Raw genomic sequence first — 26,187 nt, forward strand, 5'->3', positions numbered from 1 at the left:
GGTTGGTGCGGTGTTATTGGCGTGGGGTTGATCATAGCGCTGTGGGTTTGGTGCGGGCGCTGGGTTGGTTTTTTTGTTGTTGGTCCATCCCTTGTTTCATCCCCTGCCGGGGCTGAAAGGGGGGCAAACCACCAACATCAAAACCAAAAAACAATCAGGCCGCCTCAGCCACCGGATGCCGCTGCTTTCGATACAAGAAATCCAGAACGGCAGTGCGGCACGCGTGGTAAGCAGGATCGTCAGCCAGCGCCATCCGATCCCGAGGCCGCGGCAAGTTCACGCTCAACACTTCGCCGATGGTGGCAGCCGGCCCATTGGTCATCATCACAATCCGATCCGCCAGCAGCACGGCTTCATCCACATCATGGGTGACCATCACAACGGTGCTGCCCGTCGAAGCCACGATCTTCAGCAACTCATCTTGCAAATGCGCCCGCGTGAGCGCATCCAGTGCCCCGAACGGTTCATCCATCAGCAGCACTTTGGGCTCCATGGAGAGTGCCCGCGCAATCCCCACCCGCTGCTTCATCCCCCCAGAAATCTCATGCGGATGCTTCTGCTCGGCATGAGACAAGCCCACCAACGCGAGCGCCGCATGCGCGCGCGCTTTCAGCTCAGCCTTTGACTCACGCTTGCCAAACACCCGCTCAACCGCGAGATACACGTTGTCAAAGCACGTGAGCCACGGCAGCAGTGAGTGGTTTTGGAATACGACAGCCCGATCCGGCCCCGGCCCGGCAATCTCGCGCTCGGCAAGAATCAACGCACCACTGGTCGGCCGCGTGAGCCCGGCAATCAGATTGAGCAGGGTCGACTTGCCACAGCCCGAATGCCCGATCAACGCAATGCACTCACCACGCGCCACCGTCAGGTCGATATCACGCAGGGCAACGAACGGCCCGCTCTTGGTCTTGAACGTCTGCCCGACGTTTTCAATGCGCAGGAATTTTTCGCTCATGGTCGTCCCCCTCAAACCGCGTCGTACGAAAACCGCCGCGCAATCGCCAGCAGCGCGTGCTCCAGCAGCAAGCCCACCACCCCAATCACAAAGATGGCGATGACGATGTGCTCGACCTTCAGGTTGTTCCACTCATCCCACAGCCAGAAGCCGATGCCGACACCGCCGGTCAGCATCTCGGCTGCCACGATCACCAGCCACGCAGTGCCGATGGATAGCCGCACGCCCGTCAGCATGTACGGCAGCACCGCCGGAAACAGCACATGCGTGAACACCTTCCACTCCGACAGGTTCAACACACGCGCCACGTTCAGGTAATCCTGCGGCACCCGCGTCACGCCCACGGCAGCGTTGATGACCATCGGCCAGATCGAGCAGATGAAGATCGCCCAGATGGCCGCCGGGTTGGCGGACTTGAACAGCAGTAGTCCGATCGGCAGCCACGCCAGCGGCGACACCGGCCGCAGCAGGCTGATGATGGGCGCGGCCATCGCATTCAGAAATGCAAAGCGCCCGATCAGGAAACCAGCCGGAATGCCGATCACCGCTGCCATGCCAAAGCCCGCGCCCACGCGCGCAAGTGAGGCCAGCACGTTCCAGCCCACACCCTGGTCATTCGGACCATTGCGATAGAACGGATCAGCGAAGAGGGCGACAGCGGCCTTCCACGTCACTGCCGGTGTGGGCAGCGCGGGGATGGCTGTAGCGATGCCCTGCCACGCCAGTACAAAGATCACAAAGCCGAGCACAGGCGGAAAGCCGCGCACCACGGCAGCAACAAACCAGTCGCGCAAGACGAGGCGACGGGTGGGAACAACGGCGTCGGACTGCACGCCGGACAACGTTTTGACGAGCGTGTTCATGTCGGGCTCCATCGACGTGAAGGACCGCAATCGGAAATTCGGGAGGACGGAGACGTCAGGCTTTCAGCTTGAAACCGTCGGCATATGCGGCGGGGTTCTTCGCATCCCACACCACACCGTCGATCAGCTTGGCCGTGCGCATGTCGCTCTTGGGCAATGGCGTGCCGGTGGCGGTGGCCGCCTGCTTGTAGATGTCGATGCGGTTGATCTGCTTGGCCACGGCCAGGTAATCCGGATGCGCCTTCAGCAGACCCCAACGCTTGTGCTGCGTGAGGAACCACATGCCATCCGACAGGTACGGAAAGTTGACCGCGCCGTCGTGATAGAAGCGCATCGGGTCCGTGTCGTCCCACGTCTTGCCGAGGCCGTTCGTGTAACGGCCGAGCATGCGGTCAAGAATGATGTCCATGTCGGTGTTGACGTAGGACTTGGCGGCGATGGTTTCGGCCGTCTTGCGGCGGTTCGATGCCGATGCATCGATGAACTTGGAGGCCTCCAGCACCGCAGCCGTGAGCGCGCGCGCCGTGTTCGGATACTTCTGCACGAACTCGGCCGTGGTGCCGAGTACCTTCTCTGGGTGATCCTTCCAGATGGCCTGCGTGGTCTCGGCGGTAAAGCCGATGTTGTCGGCGATCGCGCGGGCGCCCCACGGCTCGCCCACGCAATAGCCATCCATGTTGCCCACGCGCATGTTGGCCACCATCTGCGGCGGCGGCACGGTAATCGCCTTCGCGTCCTGCAGCGGGTGGATGCCGTGCGCGGCCAGCCAGTAGTACAGCCACATCGCGTGTGTGCCGGTCGGGAAGGTCTGCGCGAAGACGTAGTCGCGCTTTTCCTTCGTCATCACGGCCTTCAACGACGCACCATCGCGCACGCCGGCTTCCTTGAGCTTGGACGACAGCGTGATCGCCTGGCCGTTGTTGTTGAGTGTCATCAGCACGGCCATATCTTTCTTCGGCCCACCGATGCCGAGCTGCACGCCGTAGATCAACCCGTAGAGCACGTGTGCCGCATCCAGATCACCCGAGACCAACTTGTCGCGCACGCTCGCCCACGACGCTTCTTTGGACGGCGTGATCTTGATGCCGTACTTCTTGTCGAGGCCGAGCGTGGAGGCCATCACCACCGAAGCGCAATCCGTGAGCGGGATGAAGCCGACCTTCAGCTCGGTCTTCTCGGGCGCATCGGAGCCAGCGGCCCAGGCACCGGCGCGCACCAGCGGATCGATCAAGGCCACGGCACTACCTCCTGCAATCGTCGCCGCGGCTTTCATGACGCTGCGGCGCTTGGGGTTGATCGGGTTGACGAGGGCGTCGTTCTTGTCTGGCGCGGCCATCCATGGCTCCAAAGAAAAGGCGCCCCGACGCGCGGCCGCCGCCCGCCCAGGAGGAAGGGATGCGCTGCCGTGCATCGGGACGCCGTTGTCCCATGCCGGTACCCACGTTGGCACCGGCTTCGCTGCGTGACTTGCAAGGGGTGTGCCAGTGGTGGTCCATCCCCCTGTTTCATCCCCTGCCGGGGCTGACTCACTTTCTTTGTCTTGCCAAAGAAAGTAAGCAAAGAAAGGCGCGCCCGAGATGGCGACTTCCCCTTGAATTTCTGTAACCGGGCGGAGAAGGAGGCGAAACTCGCTTCGCTCAGACAGGCCTCCTTCTTTTTTCCGCCCGCTTACAGAAATTCAAGGCGCCATCAAGGGCAGGAACGGCCAAACCGTCTGGATATCTGCGTGAGCGCCACGGTGGGATGTGGCGCGTGACTGGTGCGTTTCCAGCGCCGGATTTGTGCGGCGCACCAAAACTGGGCAACCGCCCGGCGACTCAACCAGCCATCACGTCAATCACCCGCTGGGCTGCTTCCACCAGCTTGATGTTGCGGTCCATCGCCATCTTGCGCAGGCGCTTGAAGGCGTCGTCTTCCGACAGGTTCATCTGCTTCATCAGCAGGCCCTTGGCGCGCTCCAGCACCTTGCGCTCGGCCAGCTGCGTCTTGGCGTTGTCCAGCTCGGCGCGCAGCTCGCGTTCATGCTCGAAGCGGGCGTACGCCACGTCCAGCACGGCTTTCACGCGCGTGGGCTTGATGCCATCGACGATGTACGCGGTGATGCCCGCCGCAAACGCCGATTTGATACGCGCGGCGTCGTCGTTGTCCGTGAACAGCACGATGGGGCGCGGCGCGTGCTGGGTGGCCACGCACACGTGCTCGATGGTGTCCCGCGCGGCGGATTCCGACGCGACGATCACCATGTCGGGCTGCGTCTGGGCGATGCGATCGGGCAGCATCAGGTCAGCGTCGGCCAGGCCCACGTCCACAAAGCCGGCTTCGGCCAGCCCGGCACGGATCAGCTCCAGGTTGACCGGTTCGGTATCGAGCGGATCACGCACCAGCAGCACGCGCATCGGCGCGGCCGGGGTGGAGGCGGCGGGCGGGACGGGCGGAGTGGGCGGTTTCGCTTGCATGGTGCAAAGTGGGGCGTTGTGCACGGCACTCATGCAAGAACCGCGCCGGGGCGGTGCGGGTGTATGCTCGCAGCTCGGTCGCCGGGGGGCGGTGGCCGTGTCCCCGTCTGTTTCTGTTTCATTTCAGCTTAGTCCGAGGAGACCTGCATGACCGCTCATGTGACCGCTCATGTCACCGATTTCGTCGTCACCCCGCCCGCCGTCAATGGCATTCCCGTGCGTGGCGGGCAAGGCCAGTTTCCGGTGCGCCGTGTGTACTGCGTCGGCCGCAACTACGCCGCCCACGCCCGCGAGATGGGTTCCGACCCCGACCGTGAACCGCCGTTCTTTTTCTGCAAGCCGGCCGATGCCGTGCGCTACATCGCCGACGGCGAGACCGGCCAGTTTGTCTACCCGACCGAAACCAAGGATTGCCACTACGAGATCGAACTCGTGGTCGCCATCGGCACGGGCGGTCGCGACATCGCCGTGGAATCGGCGGCCAAGCACATCTATGGCTACGCCATCGGCCTGGACATGACGCGCCGCGACCTGCAGAACGCGGCCAAGAAGGGCGGCCGCCCGTGGGAAACCGGCAAGGCTTTCGACGGCTCGGCGCCCATCGGCCCGATCGTGCCGGCCAAGGATGTCGCCCACGCGGACAAGGGTGCCGTCACGCTGTCGGTCAATGGCAAGGAGCACCAGCGCGGTGACCTGTCGGATCTGATCTGGTCGGTGCCGGAAACCATTGCGTATCTGTCGCGCCTGTTCGAGCTGCGCCCCGGCGATCTGATCTACACCGGCACGCCCGAAGGTGTCGGCCCGGTTGTGGTGGGCGACCTGATGGTCGGCAAGATCGACGGCGTGGGCGAACTGCACGTCAAGGTCATCTGATCCTCTGAATCCGAAGAGTCTGCTGCTATGTCGATCAAGCTGTACAACTACTTTCGCAGTTCGGCGTCGTTTCGTGTGCGCATTGCCTTGGAGGTGAAGGGCCTGCCGTACGACTACGCGCCGGTGCACCTGCTCAAGGGCGAGCACATGGCGCCCGACTTCGTGAAGCTGAACCCGGATGCGCTGGTGCCTGTGCTGTGCGAGGGCACCGACGTGCTGAACCAGTCGCTGGCGATCGTCGAGTACCTGGAAGAGACGCACCCCGAGCCCTCGCTGCTGCCGGGCTCGGCCAGCAACCGCGCGCACATCCGCGCGATTGCACTGGCGATTGCGTGCGAGATCCATCCGCTCAACAACCCGCGCGTGCTCAAGTACCTCAAGAACACGTTCAACGTGGAAGAGGAAGCGCGCAACGACTGGTATCGCCATTGGGTGAAGCTGGGGTTTGCTGCGCTGGAGACGCGCCTGTCGGCATCGCCGCTGACGGGCGCCTACTGCGTGGGTGACACCCCGACGCTGGCCGACGTGTGCCTCGTGCCGCAGGTGTTCAACGGCAAGCGGTTTGATGTGGCGGTGGAGGCGTATCCGACGCTGGCGCGCATCTATGCGCATTGCATGGCGCAGGAGGCGTTTCAGCGGGCTGCGCCTGGGGTGCAGCCGGATGCGGCTTGATGGTTCAATGATTGTTCTGTCCACTGCCTTCGTTGCAGGAAGGCGAGCGCCCGGCGATGGCCGGGCGCCGGGTCGAGCTACTCGTTCAGAATCAGAAGAACGCAAAGAGCCACAAGAAAAACTCTGCCGATGGCAGTAGCGCAACTAGGAATAGCACGATCATTGATCGATTTTTCTTATCCCATATGGCGAGCCCACCAGCTATCGGGATGGTTAGTCCCCATCCAATGAAGGCGTAGAACGATGCGTATGCCAATGGTGGAAAGTTGTCGACGTCATTCGACAGATCGACACCATCCCATGCAACGCTTCTGAGCAGACCAGAGGCAAGGATGAGTACCAGTTGTGCGAGACCGACAGCAAGGTAAAGGGTCTTCACGGGTGGTATTACCAGTCAGCAGCTTTGTTGGCGGGCTCTCTTCTCCAATCCTCGTAGTTTGTTGGTGTGGTATCGGTTTGGATTCGACGCAGCGATACGCGCTCTGTTTGTGCGTCGCCCCCTGGCGCGTATCCGCTCCTATGCGTAACGCGGCCCTTGATGGCATTCCCGGAAATCGTGCCAACAAACTCAAAGAGGTCTCGTGACGGGCGACCTTGCGAACCAGAATCCCGAGTGAATTCGGTACCGGTCGATAGCTTTGCTCGAAACATGATGGCACCCGTCGATGACTTGATCTTTGCGTCATCGACGATGCCGCAGGGCGTTTCAATCCCCACTGACACGCAGAACTTGCCGAAGACCCGTTGCCCTTCTTGGTAAAGATCCAAGGCATATCCTTCTGCATGTGGGTCGTCGCTACTTCCAACGGTTGTCTGATTGGAAAAGAAACCGAGATGTTGAGCACTTGGCGGGGTGGCACTGGAAGCGGTGGCTACGAGCAAGAGTAAGGAGAACAGGAGCCTGCGCATTTCAGTGTCCATCCGTTGACCAGTGAGGTTTGTCCGAAGCGCCACCAACAAATTTGATGACGCCGTAACTTTGGCCGACTTGTTTCAATATGGCATTCATGCCGGTTCGCGGCGTTGATGTAATGGTGACTATTTCCCCGGCGGCATTCCTGATGGCTAGGGTGCCCGACCAACCGATCGTCATATCGATTGCTTTGCGCTGGGTGTGCCGGCTAATCAGCGCCGCAGGTATCTGAAGGTTTTGCATTCCATATGCGTTAACCATATCTCGGGCGGCGCTCACGGACGCATCCAGAGTCGGATGCACCCATTCGATGTTGACTCCGTCCATTGGCGGGACGGACGACGGAGCGGTTCCGTGAGCGATCTTCCATGACCAATGCATCAAGTACGCACGTTCTGGCGGCCGGTACGTCGCGGAAACTGTGATCGTAGCGCCGGCATTTCGCATCGCCTCTATGAACTGATTCACAGACTCGCCGAATTCTGGCACTAGGGCTGACGTGCTACTACTACCCGGGAACCTCGCGACCCATTGCGAACCGCTTAGCTCGCCGCTCCCATTAACAACCGCAGGGTTCTGGTTCGCTTGAGGTGTCAGTTGTGCTGTTGTCATAGTGGGGAATCTCGATTCTTGCAACCTGCGCTGTGTCGGCGGAAACCTTCTGCGTATAGCCGTTCTCGTCAGTCACCCCTATAAATTGCCTGCCGTCTTCAAGGGTAATTTTGTAGCGCACGTGGCAGAGGTCTTTGCCGGTCCGTTCATGCTTTGCATGGAAAAATAGGTCGTAGTGTTCATGTGCGTGCTCGTTCTGCGGCGCATGGGCGGGCGCAACCGTCACACCCATGCGCACAAGCTCCTCGCCCGTGAACGTCATCCTCATACCGCGCACAGGCGCATGGAAGACAGGCGGCGGATTGCACCCACAAACGTTGATGTCCCCGCCCAACGCCCACGCCTTGCCGTTGGGCGCTGTACCAGGATGGCGCGGCCCCTGTGGTGCGATGAATCCCTCCCGCTTGCACGCCGTGCAGTACGTCTTCATGTAGAGCGTGGCGATTTGCACGGCTGGTGGTGGATTGGTGCACGTGATATATGGCAATCCCTCCGTGACTGTGGCGCTACCCGCCCGGTCGCCGCGGGCGAGAAAGTACCGAATCATGTTGCCGCCTTTGCATGGATGGCAGTCAACTGATGTATTCGTGATGAGCGTGCTGGGATGTTTTGCATTGCGGTGTCTCCTTTAAAAAATGCAAGACGAAACACCCACCATCTTTGCCCAATGGCGTAAGCAAGAAAGTCAATATCGATTGAAAACCGACCGGCGTGTGATGTGTGTCCGCTATTTTTAGGCGCTGTCCGATGCGCGATGGGTTAGACCACAAATAAAAACGCCCTGAGCAAGTCAGGGCGTTTTGGTGCAACAAGGTCTCGTGGGCTTTTACCCCAGCAGCGCATCCGCAAATTCGCGTGCGGAGAACGGCTGCAGGTCTTCCACCTGCTCCCCCACGCCGATGAAGTACACCGGCACCGGCCGCTGCCGCGCGATGGCGGCGAGGATGCCGCCCTTGGCGGTGCCATCCAGCTTGGTGACGATCAGGCCCGTGAGGCCCAGCGCTTCGTCAAAGGCTTTCACTTGAGCCAGGGCGTTCTGCCCGGTGTTGCCATCAATCACCAGCAGCGTTTCGTGCGGTGCCGTGGCCATGGCCTTGGCGGTCACGCGGCGCACCTTCTTGAGCTCTTCCATCAGGTGCAACTGTGTCGGCAGGCGGCCGGCGGTGTCGGCCATGACGATGTCGATGCCACGTGCGCGCGCCGCGTTCACCGCGTCGTAGATCACCGCAGCCGGATCGCCTGATTCCTGCGCCACCACCGTCACGTTGTTGCGCTGGCCCCAGACCACGAGCTGCTCGCGTGCGGCCGCGCGGAACGTGTCGCCCGCGGCCAGCAGCACCGATTGCCCGTAGGTCTGGAAGTGCTTGCACAGCTTGCCGATGCTGGTGGTCTTGCCGGCGCCGTTGACGCCCGCAATCATGATCACCATCGGCTGCTCACGGCCGAGCACCATGGTTTTTTCCAGCGGGTGCAGCAGCTCGACCAGCAGGTCGCGCAGGGCGGTCTTCACGCCTTCGGCGGTTTCGATGCGCTCGGCCTTGATACGGCGGCGCAGTTCGCCCAGCAGGTATTCGGTGGCGTCGACGCCGGCGTCGGCCAGCAGGAGCGCGGTTTCCAGCTCTTCGAACAGCGCCTCGTCCACCTTCACGCCGACGAACAGCGTCGTCAGGTTCTTGCTCGTCTTCGACAGGCCCGAGCGCAGGCGTGACATCCAGCCCTTGCGCGCCTGCTCGACCACGGGGGGCGTCGGCACGGTTTCGACGTCGTCGGCCAGCATGTCGAGTGTGGCGGGCGCCGCAGGGGTGTCCGCTACGGCAACCGGGGCCGGCGCAGCCACTGGTACGGGCGCAGGTACGGGGACAGCAACCGCAGCGGGTGCCGGCGCGGGAGCGGTGATCGCAGCCGGGGCAGGCACCGGTGCCTGAACGGCTTCGGGCGACGGCACGGGGACGGGCGCCGGAGTGGGCGCCAGGACAGGTGCCGGAATCTCGACGACTTCAGAAGCAGCGGGCGGTGTTGGCTCGACTGCCGGCTCGGGCGCTGCCTTACGTTTTTTCCAGAAACTAAACATCGCAGGGGCGGGTCTATTCGCCGTTAGAATCAAGCGTCGAATTTTATCAGACGGCCCTTATGCGCTCTTCCATGCGAAACGTCTCAAGCCGGATCCGGTCGCGGGTTTGCCCACCCCGTTGGCAATTGGCCGCGATGGTCTCAGGAATCGCCCTGGCGGCGGGCCTGCTGGCCGGCCCCGTTGGTGCACAGGAACTGGCGGCTGCACCGGTGCGTCCGGCAGCCGTTGCAGCGGGCGCCAAGGTTGGCGTCAGCCAGTCCGATACGCACGAATACAAGCTGTCCAATGGCCTGCGCCTGATCGTCAAGGAAGACCACCGAGCGCCCACCGTGGCCCACATGGTCTGGTATCGCGCTGGCAGCATCGATGAGCACAATGGCACCACCGGCGTGGCCCACATGCTTGAGCACATGATGTTCAAGGGCACCAAGGACGTCGGCCCTGGCGAGTTCTCCCGCCGTGTGGCCGCCATGGGTGGCCGCGAGAACGCCATGACCACGCGCGACTTCACGATGTATTACCAGCAGATCGAGAAGTCGCACCTGGGCGATGTGATGAAGCTCGAAGCCGATCGCATGGCCAATCTCCAGCTCACCGACAAGGAGTTCAAGCCGGAGATGAACGTGGTGAAGGAAGAGCGCCGCATGCGCATCGACGACTCCGCCCGTTCGACTGTCTACGAGCAGATGCTCGCCACGCTGTTCAACGCCGCGCCGTACCGCAACCCGACCATCGGCTGGCCGGGCGATCTCGACACGATGACCGTGCAGGACGCGCAGGACTGGTATCACGCCTGGTACACGCCCAACAACGTCACCGTGATCGTCGCGGGCGATGTGAACCCCGACGAGGCCTTCCGCCTTGCGGAGCGCACCTACGGCAAGCTCAAGCCGCACGCACTGCCGCGCCGCTATGCGCAGGAAGAGCCCAAGCAGATTGGTGTGAAGCGCATCTGGGTGAAGGCGCCGGCCGAGAACCCGTACGTGGTGCTGGCTTACAAGGTACCGGCGCTCAGGGATGTGGAGAAGGATGTCGACCCGTACGCGCTCGAAGTGCTCTCCGCCGTGCTTGACGGCTATGACAATGCGCGCCTGTCGAGCCAGCTCGTCAAGGGCGACAAGCGCATCGCCGACGACGTCAACGCCGGCTACGATGGCCTGAATCGCGGCCCCTCGATCTTCATCATGGACGGCACCCCCGCCGATGGCCACACCACCGCCGAGATCGAGCAGGCCCTGCGCGCGCAGATCGACCGCATTGCCAAGGAAGGTGTGACCGATGCCGAGCTGAAGCGCGTCAAGGCGCAGGTTGTGGCCGGGCAGATCTACAAGCGCGATTCGGTGTTCGGCCAGGGCATGGAGATCGGCATGACTGAGATGAGCGGTCTGTCGTGGCGCTCGATTGATCGCCAGCTCGACAAGATTAAGGCGGTCACGTCGGCGCAGATCCAACAGGTTGCCAAGACGTACTTCAGCGAAGACAACCTCGTCGTCGCCACGCTGCTGCCGCAACCGATCGATCCCAACAAACCGGCGCGCAAGCCTGTTCCCGGCATGCGCGAAGAAGGAGGGCTGCGTTGATGCGCGCCATGTCCCTGACCCTGAAGACGGCGCTGGTCGCCATCGTTGCTGCGGCGGCGCAGAGCGCGCTGGCCGCGCTGCCCATCGAACATTGGACGGCGCCGACCGGCGCCCGCGTGTTCTTCGTGCCGAGCCCGTCGATCCCGATGCTCGACATCAACCTTGATGTGGATGCGGGCTCGCGCTATGAGCCGGCGGCCAAGGTGGGCCTCGCATCGCTCACGGCGGGCATGCTCGACAAGGGTGTCGCCGCACAAGGCAGCGCCCCTGCACGCGATGAAGCGGCGATTGCCGATGCGTTTGCCGACGTGGGGGCGAGCTTTGGCGGCGGCGCGGGCGGTGACCGCACGAGCCTGCGTCTGCGCACGCTGTCGGACCCGACCGAACGCGGCCCGGCCATCGCGCTGATGACGCAGATCATCTCGGCACCGACCTTCCCAGACGCTGTGCTCACGCGCGACAAGCAGCGCCTGGTGGCGTCCATCCGTGAATCGCTGACCAAGCCCGGGGTGCTGGCCGAGCGCGCGTTCGGTACCGCCATCTACGGCACGCATCCGTATGGGCAGACTGCCTCGCCGGAATCGGTGGAGAGCATCACGCGCGATGACATCGTGCGTTACTACCAGGCCAACTACACGGCCAAGCGCGCGGTGGTGACGCTGATCGGCGCGATCAGCCGCCAGGAAGCCGAGGCCATCGCCGAGCAGATCACGCGCGGCCTGCCCGCCGATGGCGCCACGCCGCCTGCGCTGCCCGAGGTGAAGATGCCGCTGGCGAAGGCCGAGACGATCCGCATTCCGCATCCGGCGCAGCAGGCCACCATCATCATCGGCCAGCCCGGTATCACCCGCAGCGACAAGGATTACTTCCCGCTGCTGGTCGGCAACTACGTGCTGGGCGGCGGTGGCTTCAGCGCGCGCCTGACCAACGAGGTGCGCGAGAAGCGCGGCCTGACCTACAGCATCGGCAGCTACTTCGCACCGGCTGCGCAGCCCGGGCCATTCGAGCTGGCCCTGCAGACGCGCAAGGACCAGACCGAGGAAGCGCTGACCGTGGTGCGCGATACCGTCACCAAGTTCGTCGCCGACGGCCCGACCGAAGCGGAGCTTAAGGCCGCCAAGGACAACCTCGTCAACGGCTTCCCGCTGCGCCTGGACAGCAACCGCAAGCTGCTGGACAACGTGGCCAACATCGGCTGGTACAACCTGCCGTTGGACTACCTGGACACGTGGACGCAGCGCATTGCTGCCGTTACGCGCGACCAGGTGCGTACGGCCTTCCAGCGCGTACTGCAGCCGCAGACCATGGCGACCATCGTGGTGGGCGGCCCGGCGACAAACTGACGCACTGCGCCCTCAACCGAAAAACCGGCGGCATTCCCGCCGGTTTTTGTTTGCGCTCGCACTACAATCGCGCCCATGGCATCCCGTACTTCAAATCGTTCGATCAGCTCCCAGGGCCCGAAGGGCCCCAAGGCCAAGACCGCCACGTCGCACGCACGTGCACCGCAGCAGGTGCGCATCATTGGCGGGCAGTACAAACGCACGCCGCTGCCGGTGGTCGACGCCGATGGCCTGCGCCCGACCAGCGACCGCGTCCGTGAAACCGTCTTCAACTGGCTCGGCCAGGATCTGACCGGCTGGCGCTGCGCCGACATCTTTGCCGGCACCGGCGCGCTTGGCTTGGAAGCCGCATCACGCGGTGCGGCGCACGTGACGCTGGTCGAGAACCATGTTCCCGCCGTGCGCGCGCTGCACGCCGTGTGCGACAAGCTCGGCGCCCGCATGGTCGACATCGTCTCGGGCGACGCCTTCACCTGGCTGGCTCGCCAAGCTGACGGTGTGTTTGACGCGGTGTTCATCGATCCGCCGTTTGCACAGGATTGGTCGTTGCGTGCGTTGGAGGCTGCCATCCGGGTGGTCAAGCCGGGCGGGGTGATCTATCTAGAAGCGCCGCAGCCTCTGGTGGATGTGAGTACTGATTCACAAGCGAAGGAAGCGGTGGCGGGCATTCCGCTGCCGACCGATGTCGCGCTGCACAAGCACTTGCGCGCCGGTGCGGTGCATGCGCATTTGTTGCTGCGCAAAAAAGGTTAAACTACGCCGCTCGTTACCGGTGCATGGGCATCTGGCGGCACCTCGCAGCAGTTTGGTCGTGAGGTCGCCAAACGCCAGCCGGAACGTGCGGGCGGCAGGCTCGGGACTTGCCGCGCTCGATAACGCAACGGTGTCCGAAGCAGTACAGGCGCGGCCAAGTCCCACGCCGCGCTAATGGATGCTCTTTTCCCCTTGGTGGAGGAACCATGGTGATCGCGGTTTATCCCGGCACTTTCGATCCGTTCACGCGCGGCCACGAAGACCTCGTTCGCCGTGCGTCCAACATTTTCGGCGAGCTGATTGTCGGGGTGGCACAGAGCCCGAACAAGCGGCCGTTCTTCGCGCTGGAAGAGCGCATTGAAATCGCCCGTGAAGTGCTCGGCCACTATCCGAACGTGCGGGTCGAAGGGTTTTCCGGCCTGTTGAAGGATTTCGTGCGCAAGAACGGCGCGCGCGTCATCGTGCGGGGCCTGCGTGCCGTGTCGGACTTCGAATACGAATTCCAGATGGCCGGTATGAACCGCTACCTGTTGCCGGACGTGGAAACCATGTTCCTCACGCCGTCGGACCAATACCAGTTCATCTCGGGCACTTTCGTGCGCGAGATCGCCATCCTGGGTGGCGACGTCAGCAAGTTCGTGTTCCCCTCGGTCGAGAAATGGCTCAAGGAGAAGACGGGCAAGGCAGATGACGCCGGCAAATCGGAATAAAATGACGCTTTGGCGGGAGCCCTCCCGCCGGTCATTTCAAGGAAGGCATCATGGCGCTCATAATTACCGATGAGTGCATCAATTGCGACGTGTGCGAGCCCGAGTGCCCGAACAACGCAATTTCGATGGGCCCGGAGATTTACGTGATCGACCCGGGCAAATGTACCGAGTGCGTCGGGCACTTTGACGAGCCGCAGTGCCAGCAGGTGTGTCCGGTCGATTGCATCCCCAAGGACCCGGCCCACGCCGAGACGCAGGATCAGTTGATGCAGAAGTACATCCAGCTCACCTCCGCCCCACGTGCGGCGTAGGCAAAAAAAGAGACGGCTCCGGCCGTCTCTTTTCATTGGTGCTTGCCGATTGCTCCGCGCTTACTGGATCGGCAGCAGATCTTCCGGACCCTCGTACGCATAACCCGGCTCGCAGACGATGCGGTAGTACGGCGGATGCGGCCGTGGTGGGTGCGGCACGACCGGCGTTGGCGCAACCGGCGCTGGCACGAAAGGCTTGGCGCTGCCGCTCGGCGGGCGCAACACTCCGGTAGCCGGCGCAGGCGTAATCGTGACGGGCGGGCGGACCACCGGCATTGGCGTTGGATAGGGCATCGGGTACGGCATGGGCCCCACGTAGACGCGATGGCAGTAGCGCACGCCTTCCTGCGCCACCACAACCTTTTGTCGCTGATCACGGCGCGCTTGCTCCGCGGCCAGCGCGGCGATTTGGGCCTGGCGAGCGTCCTCTGCAGCTTGCGCCTTGCGGCGTGAGGTTTCCATCTCACGCACTTCAGCGGCCTCGGCGGTGGCGCGTTCACGGGCGGCTTTTTGATCGGCGGCGGTAGGAGTGTTGTCGATCAGTGGGACTTCTGTCGCGCGTGTGCCGCAGGGGTGATCGGAATAGGCCGTGTGGCCGTTCTCGCTGCAGCGATAGACCTGTGCCTGCGCGGGCACTGCCACCCACAGGCCGAGCGCCAGGCCCGCCGACGCGGCGGCGCGTGAGGTGAGCGCGGTGAACGGGTTCATGGCGTTGTCCTTGTGCAGGCGAGTCAGCTTGCGGTGTGCAGGCGCATCATGGCTTTTTCTGCGTTGCCCGCAATCAGGTCGGGCAGGGCGTCCAGGCTGCGGTCGATGGCGCGGTCGATCAGGTCTTGCTCTTCCTTGCGCGGCGCCTTGAGCACGAAGTTGGCCACGTCATGCTGACCGGACGGCGCCGTGCCCGGCGGCAGCAGATTGCGCGGGTGGCCGATGCCCAGTCGCAGACGCCAGAACTGCTGCGTGGTCAGGTGTGCGGCAATGTCCTTCAGGCCGTTGTGGCCGCCCGAGCCGCCGCCAAGCTTGAGCTTGACCGCGCCAGGCGGCAGATCAAGCTCGTCGTGCGCGACCAGGATCTCATCGGGCATCACCTTGTAGAAGCGTGCCAGCGCCACGGTCGACAGGCCCGAGCGGTTCATGAAGGTTTGCGGCTGCAGCAGCCACACCTCGTTGCCCCACAGGTTGGCGCGCGCTGCATAGCCGTGAAAGCGCGTCTCGTTGCGCAGGGTCACGTTGCCCATGCGTGCGAGCTGGTCGACCAGCCAGAAACCGGCGTTGTGCCGCGTGGCTGCATATTCGGCGCCCGGATTGCCGAGCCCGACGATGAGTTTGATCATGCGATGAAGTCTAGGGTGAGGTGCAGGAAGCGCCCCTTGATCGTACCAGCATAGCCGCTTTCATCCATTGGATTCACAGCATGGAGGCAAGGCGGCATGGACAGGGAAACGCAGGCAGAAAAAAAGCCCGGCGAGACCAGCTCGGCGGGCTTTTTCGTGTCGCGCCCGAAGACGCGACGGTGCGGCAACCTTAGGCAGCCGGCTTGTCTTCGCCTGCAGCAGCAGCGCCTTCTTCGGCGGCGGCGGACTTCTCGCCAGCCGGCACGCTGATGTTGGCCACAGCCGGGTTCTCATCGCCACCGTGGGTGAGGATGGTCACGCCCTTCGGCAGCTTCAGGTCGGAGATGTGCAGGGTCTGGCCGATTTCCAGGGTGCCCAGATCCACTTCGATGAACTCCGGCAGGTCGGCCGGCAGGCACGACACTTCAACGTCGTTCAGGATGTGGTTCACGATGCCGTGGCCCAGCTTCACGCCCGGTGCGGATTCCTGGTTCAGGAAGTGCAGCGGCACCTTGACGTGGATCTTTTCCTTGGCCGAGACGCGTTGGAAGTCGATGTGCAGAACCAGTTGCTTGAACGGGTGCAGTTGGAAATCGCGCAGCAGCGCCTTTTCCACCTTGCCAGCCACTTCGATGTCGAGGATCGACGAGTGGAAGGCTTCCTTCTTCAGCGCGTGGTACAGCGCGTTGTGATCGAGTTCGATCATCTTCGGTTCGGCTTCACCGCCGTAGATGATGCCCGGGGTCTTGCCGGCGTTGCGCAGGCGGCGGCTCGCACCAGTGCCCTGAACGCTACGCTCGAAAGCGACAACTTTCATGTTTGCTCCAAACGAAAAAAGACGACTCGCGACCAAGCCGTCTGGTGAACGGGGCGCCATATTGCGCCCCGCAGACACCGCAGAAGTGCCGTCTAATCGACGTTTTCTGCAGTAAAGCCTTGAATTATAACAGGGACCCGCAGATTTGCTGAATTATTCAGCAAACAGCGACATGATCGAGTCGCCGCGCACGATGCGCGTGAAGGTCTCGGCCAGCAGCGGGGCGGTCGAGAGCTGGCGGATCTTGCCGCACTTGAGGGCATCGTCGCGCAGCGGAATGGTGTCCGTCACGACCACTTCGTCGAGTGCCGAGTCTGCGATGCGGGCAGCGGCGCCGCCCGACAGCACCGGGTGCGTACAGTACGAGAACACCTGCTTGGCGCCGCGCTCCTTGAGCACCTGGGCGGCTTTGCACAGCGTGCCCCCAGTGTCGATCATGTCGTCCATGATCACGCAGTTGCGGCCTTCGACTTCACCGATGATGTTCATCACCTCGGCCACGTTGGCCTTGGGGCGACGCTTGTCGATGATGGCGAGGTCGGTGTTGAGCTGCTTGGCGAGCGCACGGGCGCGCACCACACCGCCAACGTCTGGCGACACCACCAGCAGATCGCTGTAGTTCTTCTTGCGCAGGTCTTCGAGCAGGACGGGCGACGCGTAGATGTTGTCGACCGGGATATCGAAGAAGCCTTGAATCTGGTCGGCGTGGAGGTCCATCGTCAGCACGCGCTCGACGCCGGCGACTTCCAGCATGTTGGCCACGACCTTGGCCGTGATGGCCACACGCGCCGAACGCGGGCGGCGGTCCTGGCGGGCATAGCCGAAGTAGGGGATGGCTGCCGTGATGCGGCGGGCGGACGCGCGCTTGAGCGCGTCGACCATCACCATCAGTTCCATCAGGTTGTCGTTGGTCGGGGCGCAGGTGGATTGCAGGATGAACACGTGCTTGCCGCGCACGTTCTCCTGGATCTCGACCTGAACTTCACCATCGGAGAATCGGCCGACGAGGGCCTTGCCGAGCGGGATGCCTAGGTGCTTGACGACAGCTTCGGCGAGTTTCGGGTTGGCGTTGCCGGTAAAAACCATCAAGCCTTCGCTGCTCATCGGGGCACCTGTTTTTCGACTTCAGACGCGCCGGTTGGCTGAAACACCAACCGGGCTATTGCTGGGAACTATAAGGAAGAAATGGCAGGGGCGGAAGGATTCGAACCTACGCATGCCGGAATCAAAATCCGGTGCCTTAACCAGCTTGGCGACGCCCCTACACAACCGATCGGTTACTGCTTCCATTGCAGAAGCAATAACTGCAAACCTTACACAGCAAATCGCTCAAGCGGATGATGCGACAGACCTGCCACACACCGACCTTCCCACTCGGAAGGCACCTGATCCGCTACCACTTGCGCATGCTCAACGTTATTGAACGGAGCAAACACGCAGGCGCCGGATCCGGTCATTCTTGCCAGAGGGCTGAACTGACGCAGCCAGGCAAGTGCTCGGGCGATTTCGCCGTATTTCCTTTCCGCCACCGCTTGCAGATCGTTGCGACCGTAAGCGAAAACAATTTGTTGGTCAGGAAAGTCCGTAATTATGGTGAGTGGCGTGTCGCGTGTCAACCCTTCATCTGAAAAAATTGCGGGGGTAGGCACATGCACGCGTGGATGGATGACAACGAACGTTGCCGGCGGCAGCGTGACGGGCGTGAGTTCTTCACCGATGCCTTCAGCGAAGGCGTTCTGGCCGAACACGAAGAAGGGCACGTCGGCGCCGAGTTTCAGGCCCAGTGCCATCAGCGTCGTGCGCGGCAGGTCGAGGCCCCACAGGCGATTGAGCGCGAGCAGCGTGGTGGCCGCGTCGGACGAGCCGCCACCAATGCCGCCACCCATCGGCAGGCGTTTCTCGACGGCGATGTCGGCGCCGTAGGTGCAGCCGGTTTCAGTCTGCAGCAGGCGCGCGGCACGCATCACGAGATCTTCGTCGGCCGGCACGCCGGGCACATCGGTGGTGCGCGCGAGGCGGCCATCAGCGCGTCGCGAGAAGTGCAACGTGTCAGACCAGTCGATGAGTTGGAAGACCGTCTGCAACAGATGGTAGCCGTCGGGCCGGCGGCCGACCACGTGCAGAAAGAGATTGAGTTTGGCGGGCGCGGGGCAATCGCGCAGCTCGGTGAACGCGGAAGTCATGGTGAGGCGATGACGACGTTACTGGTCCAGCACGAGCCGCACGGTGAGCGGTCCGTTGGTGCCGGTGCTCTGCTGGCGATCAAGATCGAGCCGGCGGATGCGCGCATCGGCAGACGTGTCGTCTGTCCAGGCGACGTAGTGCACGGTCCAGCCGTTCTGTTCGATGGTCTCGGGGCGTGATTGCGCGTCGCGTGCCACGCGGGCCGGCGTGCCGGGGGCGGGGCGGGCGCGCAGCCAGTCGCGCAGGCCAGACACCGGCAGCGAGAAGCCGAGCGCATCCTGCATCAGCGTGTCGACTTCGGGTGCGCGGCGCGGCGGCTGGTTGGGCAATTCGAGCGTGGCGCCCTGAGTGTTTTGGCTGACCACCGCCATCGTCTGGCCTAGCGGCGACATCAGTTCAAGCTGCACATCGGTGCCGCGCTCGCGCCACAGGAAGCTGCCCACCGCGCTTTGCTCGGCGTTGCCTTGCATGTAGCGCGCGGAGAAGCGGCCCTGGTAGCGCGTGACGGTGGCGTCGTTGTCTTGCGTGCCGGCGAAGAGGTCGTTGGTCGGGCGCACGCTCGCGCAGCCGGCAAACAGCGCACAACTCGCGCCCAGCACCAGTGCGCCGAGTACGCGGGAAAACTGCAGCGTCATCCGCGGTGCCTTCAATTGGCGCTCACGGGAGCGCCGGGAATCGGCTGGCCGAAGCGGCGCAGCGTGTCGCGCAGGGTGTTGTCATTGATGTCGAGCTTGGCCGCTTCCGTCCAGATCTTGCGCGCATCGTCCTGTTTGCCCGATTGCCACAGCACTTCACCCAGGTGGGCGCCGATCTCGGCCTGCGGGGCGCTCGACCATGCCTTGCGCAGGATGTCGGTGGCGGCAGGCAGATCGCCGCGGCGGTATTTGACCCAGCCCAGGCTGTCGGCGATGTAGGGATCATCCGGCGCCAGCGACACGGCCTTCTCCAGCAGTTCCTGTGCTTCCTGCAGGCGTACGTTGCGATCGGCCAGCGAGTAGCCAAGTGCGTTGTAGCCGATGGCCTGGCCGGGGCGCAGGTCGATCACCTTGCGCAGCAGCGTCTCCATGTTGTCGTAGTGGCCGTCGTGCTCTTCGAGCATGGACAGCTGGTACGTGTATTCGACATTGTCCGGGTCGGCCCTCAGCAACTCGTTGACGCGGGCGCGGGCGCGGCCATAGGCCTTGGCGTCCATCAGCATGCCGATCTCGGCCTGGCGAATGCCATCCATCAGGGCCTGGCGGCGTGGGCCGTCAGGAATGTCTTCCGCATCGGCAACGAGTTCGTCGAAGGTTTGCTGTGCTTCGTCGATGCGGCGCAGCTTGCCGAGCAACTGGCCGCGCTTGATGCCGGCGGCCAGCGCGGTTTGGCCGTCGGCATCGCCGTTGGCCGAGCCGGTGATCTTGTCGACCCAGACCAGTGCGCCGGCGTAATCGTGCTTTTCCTCGGCGAGTTGGGCGAGGCCCTGGTAGCCGGGCTCGGGGCTCAGCGTGGGCGACTTGGCGGTGGCCGCGACGTATTCCTTCAGATAGCGTTCTGCAGTGTCGTACTGGCGCTGTTGCAGTGTCAGCAGGCCGAGCGCCAGCGTGATGCGCGCGTCATTGGGGGCGATTTTTTTGAGCGCTTCGAATTCGCCGCGGGCCTTGTCCTGTTGATCGCGCACAAGGTACATGCGGGCGAGCGCGAGGTGGCCGTCGATGGAGGCGGGCGCCGCCTTCAGGAAGGTGCGCAGGCCGGCAATGGCGGCATCGGGGTCGTCATCGGCGCGCAGTTCGGCGGCCAGGATGGCGGCATCTTCATAGCCGGGGCGCAGCTTGAGGGCGGTGTCCAACTCTGCCAGCCCGCCCGGCACATCCTTGGCGACGACCTTGGCGCGTGCCAGAGCGAGATGCGTTTCCGGGCGCTGCATGTCGTGCGCGGCGATGCGCTGGAGTGCCGCCACGGCGCCGGCAGGGTCGGTGCTCTTGGACATCTGCTGCTGCAGTTGCAGGATGGCGTCGGCACGCTGGCCGGGCGACACCTTGTTCAACTGCGCCTGCAGCATAGGCTCGACTTCGGACCATTTGCCTGTGGCCACCAGCAGAAGCTGCTGCACCTGGCGCGCGGGCATGGAGGTCGGCGACAGCTCGACCCACAGTCGCGAGGCGGTCAGCGCCTGTGCTGGCGAGCGGGTCAGGAAGGCGATTTCGGTGGCGCGCTGGGCGAAGCGCGGGTCGCGCGTGTCTTGCGCGAGATCCAGGTAGGTGCGGTACGCCGGCTCGACCAGCCCGCGCTGCAGTGAGATCTCCGACGCCAGCACGCGGTACATGATGTCTTGATCGAGCGCGATCGACGGCAGATCGGTGCGCTCCGAATTCAGCAGGCTGCCACGCGAGCGTGAGCGTTCAAGCTGGATGGTGGGGCGGCTGCCATCTTGTGCTACCTGTGCGACCAGTGGTGCCACGGCGTTTGGGTTTGCCGCCCATGCCGGCAGACCCGCCAGCCCTCCCGCAACCAGCGAGGCGAGCAGGATCGCTCGGCTGCGCGGAAATCGCCGCGGACGTTGCATCGCAGGCGAACGGGAGAAAGCGTGGGGCATGGTCTTGAAGCTCCAGATGGGGTTCAGGGCATTGTAGCCTGACCGCTACAATCGCCCGCATCGTAAAAAAGGTTGGAGCAGCACATGCGACGGAGGTTCGATGCCTGAACTGCCAGAGGTGGAAGTCACCCGCCTGGGTTTGCTACCGCATATTACGGGGCGACGTATCGTGCGCGCGGTGGTGCGCCACCACGGGTTGCGCTGGCCGGTCGATCCTGCCTTGCCGGCGTTGCTCGCCGGCCTGACCGTCACGCGCCTGCTGCGCCGTGGCAAGTATCTGCTGATCGAATGCATGCCCGACGCAGGCCACGCCGATGCTGCTGGTGGCTGGCTGCTGATTCACCTTGGCATGACCGGCACGCTGCGTGTGCTGGAAGCCCCGGTTTCACCCGGTACGCACGATCACATCGACTTGGAGCTGGTCGATGCAACCGGCGTGCCGATCACGCTGCGCTATCGTGATCCGCGCCGTTTTGGTGCCGTGCTTTGGCACCCAGGCGATGAAGCGGGTTTGGCCGAGCACCCGCTGCTGCGCAACCTCGGCATCGAGCCCTTCGATGCGCGTTTCGACGGCGATTGGATGTACACCCGCACGCGCGGGCGCAGCGTTGCCATCAAATCGGCGTTGCTGGCGGGCGATATCGTGGTCGGCGTGGGCAATATCTACTGCTCGGAAAGCCTGTTCCGGGCCGGCATCCGGCCAACCACGGCGGCCGGGCGCATCAGCCGGCCGCGTTACGCCGCGCTGGCGGAGGCGATTCGCGCCACGCTGGCCGATGCGATCGACCGGGGTGGCAGCACGCTGCGCGATTTCGTCGGTTCCGACGGCCAGAGCGGGTATTTCCAACTTGAGGCGTTCGTGTACGACCGGGCCGGTCTCCCATGCCGCGTGTGCGGCACGCCGATCCGCCAGATCGTCCAGGGGCAGCGCTCCACCTTCTACTGCCCGACCTGCCAGCGCTGAAGCGCCTTCCGGAGAGATTCGCCCGTCATTTCGCAAGGTTTTCGAAGGGGGGTAGCGGGCCGCCGATGGCATCCCGCAACACTTGGCTAGCCGGCCCGGACAAGTCGGTGGAAAGTTCTCCCGGAACCTGTCGGTTCCCTGTATCGTTCCACCTAAATTTGTGCATTTCTGTGCCGTAATTGGGCGGTATCTGCGATGCCGAGGGGGCGCGCGCATTTTCATGGTCGGGGCGCGCACACAATAAGACAGAACGATGAACAACACACTGAGCACACAGTTCGAGCAGTACGGTACCTGGCGCGCTTCGGTTCTGCAGTCGGTGGGAGAATTCCAGGACTGGCTGCAAGACCAGGAGCTGTACGACGCCCAGGCCGACATGCGCGCCCAGCGCATTCGCGGCGTTCTGCGCAGCGACAAGCTCAAGGTCGCTTTCATTGCCGAGTTCTCTCGCGGCAAGAGCGAACTGATCAACGCCATCTTCTTTGCAGACTTTGGCCGCCGCATTCTGCCGTCGTCGGCGGGCCGGACCACGATGTGTCCGACCGAACTGATGTACGACGAAAGCTATCCGCCGTCGATCCGTCTGCTGCCGATCGAGACGCGTCTGCACGATGCGTCGACGGCCGACTTCCGCGATGCCGGCAGCCACTGGCTGTCGGTGCCGCTCGATCCGTCGTCGCCCGAGGGCATGCTCGAAGCGTTCCGCCACGTGGTGGAAACCGTGCGCGTGCCCAAGGAAGAAGCCGAGCAGCTTGGCCTGTACAACGATGCGGATCCTGACGCCGCCTTTTCGGTGGACGCCGCCGGCACGGTGGAAGTGTCGAAGTGGCGTCACGCGATCATCAATTTCCCGCATCCGATGCTCAAGCAGGGTCTGGTGATCCTGGATACGCCGGGCCTGAACGCCATCGGTACGGAGCCTGAGCTGACGCTGCGCCTGATTCCGGATGCGCACGTCGTCGTGTTCGTGCTGGCAGCGGACGCGGGCGTGACCAAGAGCGATCTGGAGCTGTGGCGCTCGCACGTGGGCGGTGGCCAGCGCAAGGGCTGCATCGCCGTGCTCAACAAGGTCGATGGCCTGTGGGACCCGCTCAAGACCGAGCAGGAAGTCGAAGACGAAGTCAGCCGCCAGATCATCACCACGGCGCAGGTGCTCGATATCGATGTTGAGCGCGTGTATCCGGTGTCAGCGCAGAAGGGTTTGCTGGCCAAGGTTAGCCAGGACCATGAGCTGTTGGCCAAGAGCCGCTTGCTGGAGCTGGAGTCGGTGCTGTCGGATCAGCTGATTCCGCAGCGTCGCGAGATCGTGACCGAGCAAGTGCAGCTGGCGGTGAAGGACATGTCCGCCGGTGCTCAGCAACTGCTGCAGATGCGCCGCCGCGACATCGTCGAGCAGTTGTTCGAGCTGCGCGGCCTGCGAGGCAAGAACCACACGATGGTCAAGCACATGCTGATGCGTGTGCAGGGCGAGAAGGAAGAGTTCGAGCAGAGCATCGCCAAGTTCCAGGCGTTGCGCACGGTGTTCGGCCGCCACAGCGCGGAGATCATCAAGAGCGTGCAGCTCAAACAGATCCGCACGACCATGCGCGAAGCGCGCGAGAAGATGAAGGAGCGCGTGTTCTCGCGCGGCCTGCGCGATGACATGGACAAGCTGTTCGGCCACCTGACCGGTCTGGTGCGCGACGCAGCCAACCGCATCGACCAACTGCACCAGATGGTCGACGGCATGTACAAGAAGTTCAACGCCGAGCACGGCTTCACGCTGTCGCCGCCGCTGCGCTTCCTGGGCACGCGCTACGACGCTGACCTGAAAGAAACGCTGATGCTCGCGCACAACCACTTTGGCGCGTTCAGCTTCCTGACTCGCCCGAAGCCGCAACTCGTGCACGGTGCGTTCTCGACGGTGGCCAGCCGCGTGCTGGATACCTTCCAGGACATGAACCGCGATATCGAGATCTGGCTGAAGTCGGTCATGACGCCGCTGGAAGCGCAGGTGCGCGATCACCAGAAGCAGCTGCGCAAGCGCGTGGATTCGATCGAGCGCATCCACGAAGCCACCGACACGCTGGAAGCGCGCATTGCCGAGCTTGAAGCGCTGCTCAACACGCTGGACGAGCGCAGCGGCACGATCGCCCAGTACACCGATCGCATTCTTGCGGCCGGGACGCTTCTGGAGCGGCACTCTGTCGCGGCCTGACGTATTTGTTGCCCATGAGAAAGGCGCCTGCGGGCGCCTTTTTCGTTCTGGTAGGATCGCCGCCAGCGTGCACGTTCCGCGCACCGCTTCTTCATCACACGCATGACCGCCACCCCACGCCGCACGCGCCGAGCCGCGCAACCTGCCCCTGCATTGCCCTCGCTTCCCGATGATTTCGCCGTGCGTGTGATCGCCTGGCAGCAGCGTCATGGCCGTCACCATCTGCCGTGGCAGAACACCGGCGACGCGTATCGCACGTGGCTGTCGGAGATCATGCTGCAGCAGACGCAGGTGACTGCGGTGCTCGGTTACTACGCGCGCTTCATCGAACGTTTCCCAACCGTGCAGGCGTTGGCCGCCGCCCCCGCTGATGACGTGATGGCTGCATGGGCTGGCCTGGGCTACTACACACGTGCGCGCAACCTGCATCGCTGCGCGCAGATCGTGGTGGCCGAGCACGGGGGCATCTTCCCGCGCGATCCCGAGGTGTTGGCGTCGCTGCCGGGCATCGGGCGTTCCACTGCAGCGGCCATCGCGGCGTTTTCGTATGGCGTGCGGGCGGCCATTCTCGATGGCAACGTCAAGCGCGTCTTCGCACGCGTGTTCGGCATTGACGGGTTTCCCGGCGACAAGCGCGTCGAAGACACCATGTGGCGCATCGCCGAAGCCGTATTGCCGCCGGCTGACGGCATCCAGTCGTACACGCAAGGTTTGATGGACCTGGGCGCGACCGTCTGCACGCGCGGCAAGCCTGCCTGCCTGACCGGCGAGCGTGCATGTCCGCTCGAATCGTTGTGCGAGGCACGCAGCACCAACCGCGTGATGGAGCTGCCTGTGCCGCGCCCGCGCAAGGCGATTCCGGAGCGTGCCGCCACCATGGTGATCGCCCTGCACGGTGAAAGCGTGTTGCTACAGCGACGCCCGCAGCGTGGCATCTGGGGCGGGCTGTGGTCGCTGCCGTTGGTGGGCGAGATGGACGACGCGCTAGACGCGCATCCATTGGACGCAGATGTTGTGCGCCAGGCCGCGCAGGTCTATGGCGCTGTCTCGGCAGTGGAGGCTGCCGGTGCGCTCACGCACACCTTCACGCATTTCCGCTTGCACATGCATCTGCTGCGCGCGGGCATCGCCAAGCCTGCCGCGCTCGACGATGACTGGCGCTGGGTGCCGCTTGCGCAATTGAACTCGGTGGGATTGCCCGCGCCCGTAAAGCTGGCGCTGGAGACATTGGTGCAGCCGAGCCTGATCTAAGCCTGAGCCCGGCTGGGGCAGCATCAGAGAATGTGATGCTGCTTCATGTAGCGATGGACGATTTCGATGCGCATGCCGGCATCCATCAGTTCCATCAGCTTCTGCTTGGCCTTGAGCGGCACCGGCAGCAGTTCGCACAGTCGGTTGGCAACCCAGCTCGGGCTGTTCCAGTCGTATGGCTCGGCCATCGGCACATTGCCGTCTTCGCGCGCACCGAGCGTGGTGACAATGCGGCGCAGCGCGTTCACGCAGTCGTCGAAGAGTTCGCTCTTGCAGTCCTGCACGTCAGCACCGATCGGTTCCACCGTGCCGCGCATCAGGCCATTGGCGGTGGTTTCGAATGACAGCACCTTGAAGCGCTGCGTGCCGCGCACCTTGATCATCAGCAGGCCCAGTTGCTCCATATCGCATTCAACGATATGGGCGATGCAGCCGACGTCCACCGGCACGGTCGATGTATCTGTTGTGGCGACCTCGTTGCCGCGCTCGATCAGGCAGACGCCAAAAGGAGTTTGGTCGCGCAGGCAGGCGCGGACCATGTCCATGTAGCGAGCTTCAAAAATGCGCAGCGGGAGCAGGCCACCGGGGAACAGCACCGTGTGCAGTGGAAACAGCGACAGCTCGGTGGGAAGCGGCGGCAGCGGTGAGAACGGCGAGAGAGCGATGTCTTCTTGCATGAGTGGGTGGCGCGGACGGCAAGACCTTCGCATAGCGCCGCGCAAGCCGACTCCCTGAATCAGGGGGCCGGCG

At 63.6% G+C, this 26,187-nt stretch carries 27 protein-coding genes and 1 tRNA gene; 10 read left to right on the forward strand and 18 right to left on the reverse strand.

Annotated elements, in window-relative coordinates; genetic code table 11:
• Positions 1-154: 154 nt before the first annotated feature.
• From PI87_RS17605 to PI87_RS17620, 4 genes are all read right to left on the reverse strand, one after another.
• On the reverse strand, positions 155-958 hold the full coding sequence (locus PI87_RS17605; RefSeq protein WP_039599013.1) for an ABC transporter ATP-binding protein: 804 nt from the start codon (positions 956-958) through the stop codon (positions 155-157).
• 11 nt (positions 959-969) lie between these two features.
• Positions 970-1,821: a nitrate ABC transporter permease gene (gene ntrB / locus PI87_RS17610; protein ID WP_039599014.1), complete on the reverse strand. Its 852-nt coding sequence runs from the start codon at positions 1,819-1,821 to the stop codon at positions 970-972.
• A 55-nt stretch (positions 1,822-1,876) separates the two neighbouring features.
• Positions 1,877-3,157, reverse strand: coding sequence for a CmpA/NrtA family ABC transporter substrate-binding protein (locus PI87_RS17615; RefSeq protein ID WP_039599015.1), 1,281 nt, complete (start codon positions 3,155-3,157; stop codon positions 1,877-1,879).
• Positions 3,158-3,638: 481 nt separating this feature from the next.
• A complete protein-coding gene (locus PI87_RS17620; protein ID WP_039599016.1) occupies positions 3,639-4,277 on the reverse strand; it encodes an ANTAR domain-containing response regulator in 639 nt (212 codons plus the stop codon).
• A gap of 147 nt (positions 4,278-4,424) precedes the next feature.
• On the opposite strand from PI87_RS17620, the gene PI87_RS17625 reads away from it, so the two are divergent.
• Together PI87_RS17625 and maiA are read left to right on the forward strand one after the other, a co-directional pair.
• Positions 4,425-5,150: a fumarylacetoacetate hydrolase family protein gene (locus PI87_RS17625; protein WP_039599017.1), complete on the forward strand. Its 726-nt coding sequence runs from the start codon at positions 4,425-4,427 to the stop codon at positions 5,148-5,150.
• 27 nt (positions 5,151-5,177) lie between these two features.
• Positions 5,178-5,822, forward strand: a complete 645-nt coding sequence (gene maiA / locus PI87_RS17630) for a maleylacetoacetate isomerase (protein WP_039599018.1) — start codon at positions 5,178-5,180, stop codon at positions 5,820-5,822.
• A gap of 91 nt (positions 5,823-5,913) precedes the next feature.
• On the opposite strand, the gene PI87_RS29135 is transcribed toward maiA, so the two are convergent.
• From PI87_RS29135 to ftsY, 5 genes are all read right to left on the reverse strand, one after another.
• Positions 5,914-6,201 (reverse strand): hypothetical protein, encoded by a 288-nt coding sequence (locus PI87_RS29135; RefSeq protein ID WP_157003164.1) that lies wholly within the window; start codon positions 6,199-6,201, stop codon positions 5,914-5,916.
• Positions 6,202-6,209: 8 nt separating this feature from the next.
• Complete coding sequence (locus PI87_RS29140) at positions 6,210-6,731, reverse strand: hypothetical protein (RefSeq protein ID WP_157003165.1); 522 nt, start codon at positions 6,729-6,731, stop codon at positions 6,210-6,212.
• 1 nt (position 6,732) lies between these two features.
• A complete protein-coding gene (locus PI87_RS29455) occupies positions 6,733-7,014 on the reverse strand; it encodes a hypothetical protein (RefSeq protein WP_198139576.1) in 282 nt (93 codons plus the stop codon).
• A 280-nt stretch (positions 7,015-7,294) separates the two neighbouring features.
• Positions 7,295-7,798: a hypothetical protein gene (locus PI87_RS28105; RefSeq protein WP_232314021.1), complete on the reverse strand. Its 504-nt coding sequence runs from the start codon at positions 7,796-7,798 to the stop codon at positions 7,295-7,297.
• A gap of 375 nt (positions 7,799-8,173) precedes the next feature.
• A complete protein-coding gene (gene ftsY / locus PI87_RS17645; RefSeq protein WP_039599019.1) occupies positions 8,174-9,418 on the reverse strand; it encodes a signal recognition particle-docking protein FtsY in 1,245 nt (414 codons plus the stop codon).
• A gap of 59 nt (positions 9,419-9,477) precedes the next feature.
• Between ftsY and PI87_RS17650 the strand changes: the two genes are divergently transcribed.
• From PI87_RS17650 to PI87_RS17670, 5 genes are all read left to right on the forward strand, one after another.
• Positions 9,478-10,998 carry a M16 family metallopeptidase gene (locus tag PI87_RS17650; protein ID WP_039599020.1) on the forward strand — a complete coding sequence of 507 codons (1,521 nt, stop codon included), beginning with the start codon at positions 9,478-9,480 and terminating at the stop codon, positions 10,996-10,998.
• The gene (locus tag PI87_RS17655; protein ID WP_039599021.1) at positions 10,998-12,341 is read left to right on the forward strand and encodes a M16 family metallopeptidase; all 1,344 of its coding nucleotides are present in this window, start codon (positions 10,998-11,000) and stop codon (positions 12,339-12,341) included. The genes PI87_RS17650 and PI87_RS17655 overlap by 1 nt, the downstream gene beginning before the upstream one ends.
• Before the next feature lie 75 nt (positions 12,342-12,416).
• On the forward strand, positions 12,417-13,094 hold the full coding sequence (gene rsmD / locus PI87_RS17660; protein ID WP_039599022.1) for a 16S rRNA (guanine(966)-N(2))-methyltransferase RsmD: 678 nt from the start codon (positions 12,417-12,419) through the stop codon (positions 13,092-13,094).
• Between the two features lie 206 nt (positions 13,095-13,300).
• Positions 13,301-13,804, forward strand: coding sequence for a pantetheine-phosphate adenylyltransferase (coaD, locus tag PI87_RS17665; RefSeq protein WP_039599023.1), 504 nt, complete (start codon positions 13,301-13,303; stop codon positions 13,802-13,804).
• Between the two features lie 50 nt (positions 13,805-13,854).
• Positions 13,855-14,115: a YfhL family 4Fe-4S dicluster ferredoxin gene (locus PI87_RS17670; protein ID WP_039599024.1), complete on the forward strand. Its 261-nt coding sequence runs from the start codon at positions 13,855-13,857 to the stop codon at positions 14,113-14,115.
• Between the two features lie 60 nt (positions 14,116-14,175).
• Here PI87_RS17670 and PI87_RS17675 read toward each other — a convergent pair whose 3' ends face one another.
• The 8 genes from PI87_RS17675 to PI87_RS17715 form a co-directional block, all read right to left on the reverse strand.
• On the reverse strand, positions 14,176-14,823 hold the full coding sequence (locus PI87_RS17675; RefSeq protein ID WP_039599025.1) for a DUF4124 domain-containing protein: 648 nt from the start codon (positions 14,821-14,823) through the stop codon (positions 14,176-14,178).
• A gap of 23 nt (positions 14,824-14,846) precedes the next feature.
• On the reverse strand, positions 14,847-15,449 hold the full coding sequence (pth, locus tag PI87_RS17680) for an aminoacyl-tRNA hydrolase (protein ID WP_039599026.1): 603 nt from the start codon (positions 15,447-15,449) through the stop codon (positions 14,847-14,849).
• Between the two features lie 190 nt (positions 15,450-15,639).
• Positions 15,640-16,266, reverse strand: a complete 627-nt coding sequence (locus PI87_RS17690; protein ID WP_039599028.1) for a 50S ribosomal protein L25/general stress protein Ctc — start codon at positions 16,264-16,266, stop codon at positions 15,640-15,642.
• Positions 16,267-16,419: 153 nt separating this feature from the next.
• Positions 16,420-17,370 (reverse strand): ribose-phosphate pyrophosphokinase, encoded by a 951-nt coding sequence (locus PI87_RS17695; protein WP_039599029.1) that lies wholly within the window; start codon positions 17,368-17,370, stop codon positions 16,420-16,422.
• Positions 17,371-17,452: 82 nt separating this feature from the next.
• Positions 17,453-17,529: transfer RNA gene (locus PI87_RS17700), tRNA-Gln, on the reverse strand.
• A gap of 50 nt (positions 17,530-17,579) precedes the next feature.
• The gene (ispE, locus tag PI87_RS17705) at positions 17,580-18,449 is read right to left on the reverse strand and encodes a 4-(cytidine 5'-diphospho)-2-C-methyl-D-erythritol kinase (RefSeq protein WP_039599030.1); all 870 of its coding nucleotides are present in this window, start codon (positions 18,447-18,449) and stop codon (positions 17,580-17,582) included.
• Between the two features lie 18 nt (positions 18,450-18,467).
• Positions 18,468-19,085 (reverse strand): lipoprotein insertase outer membrane protein LolB, encoded by a 618-nt coding sequence (lolB, locus tag PI87_RS17710; protein ID WP_039599031.1) that lies wholly within the window; start codon positions 19,083-19,085, stop codon positions 18,468-18,470.
• Positions 19,086-19,096: 11 nt separating this feature from the next.
• On the reverse strand, positions 19,097-21,025 hold the full coding sequence (locus PI87_RS17715) for a tetratricopeptide repeat protein (protein WP_039599032.1): 1,929 nt from the start codon (positions 21,023-21,025) through the stop codon (positions 19,097-19,099).
• Positions 21,026-21,125: 100 nt separating this feature from the next.
• On the opposite strand from PI87_RS17715, the gene mutM reads away from it, so the two are divergent.
• The 3 genes from mutM (at position 21,126) to mutY (ending at position 25,437) form a co-directional block, all read left to right on the forward strand.
• Positions 21,126-21,989, forward strand: coding sequence for a bifunctional DNA-formamidopyrimidine glycosylase/DNA-(apurinic or apyrimidinic site) lyase (gene mutM, locus PI87_RS17720; protein ID WP_039599033.1), 864 nt, complete (start codon positions 21,126-21,128; stop codon positions 21,987-21,989).
• 253 nt (positions 21,990-22,242) lie between these two features.
• Positions 22,243-24,186 (forward strand): dynamin-like GTPase family protein, encoded by a 1,944-nt coding sequence (locus tag PI87_RS17725; RefSeq protein ID WP_039599034.1) that lies wholly within the window; start codon positions 22,243-22,245, stop codon positions 24,184-24,186.
• Positions 24,187-24,288: 102 nt separating this feature from the next.
• Positions 24,289-25,437, forward strand: coding sequence for an A/G-specific adenine glycosylase (gene mutY / locus PI87_RS17730; RefSeq protein ID WP_039599035.1), 1,149 nt, complete (start codon positions 24,289-24,291; stop codon positions 25,435-25,437).
• Positions 25,438-25,460: 23 nt separating this feature from the next.
• Here mutY and PI87_RS17735 read toward each other — a convergent pair whose 3' ends face one another.
• Complete coding sequence (locus PI87_RS17735; RefSeq protein ID WP_039599036.1) at positions 25,461-26,114, reverse strand: LON peptidase substrate-binding domain-containing protein; 654 nt, start codon at positions 26,112-26,114, stop codon at positions 25,461-25,463.
• Positions 26,115-26,187: the final 73 nt, after the last annotated feature.

The organism is Ralstonia sp. A12 (assembly GCF_000801955.1).
Taxonomy (GTDB): Bacteria; Pseudomonadota; Gammaproteobacteria; order Burkholderiales; family Burkholderiaceae; genus Ralstonia.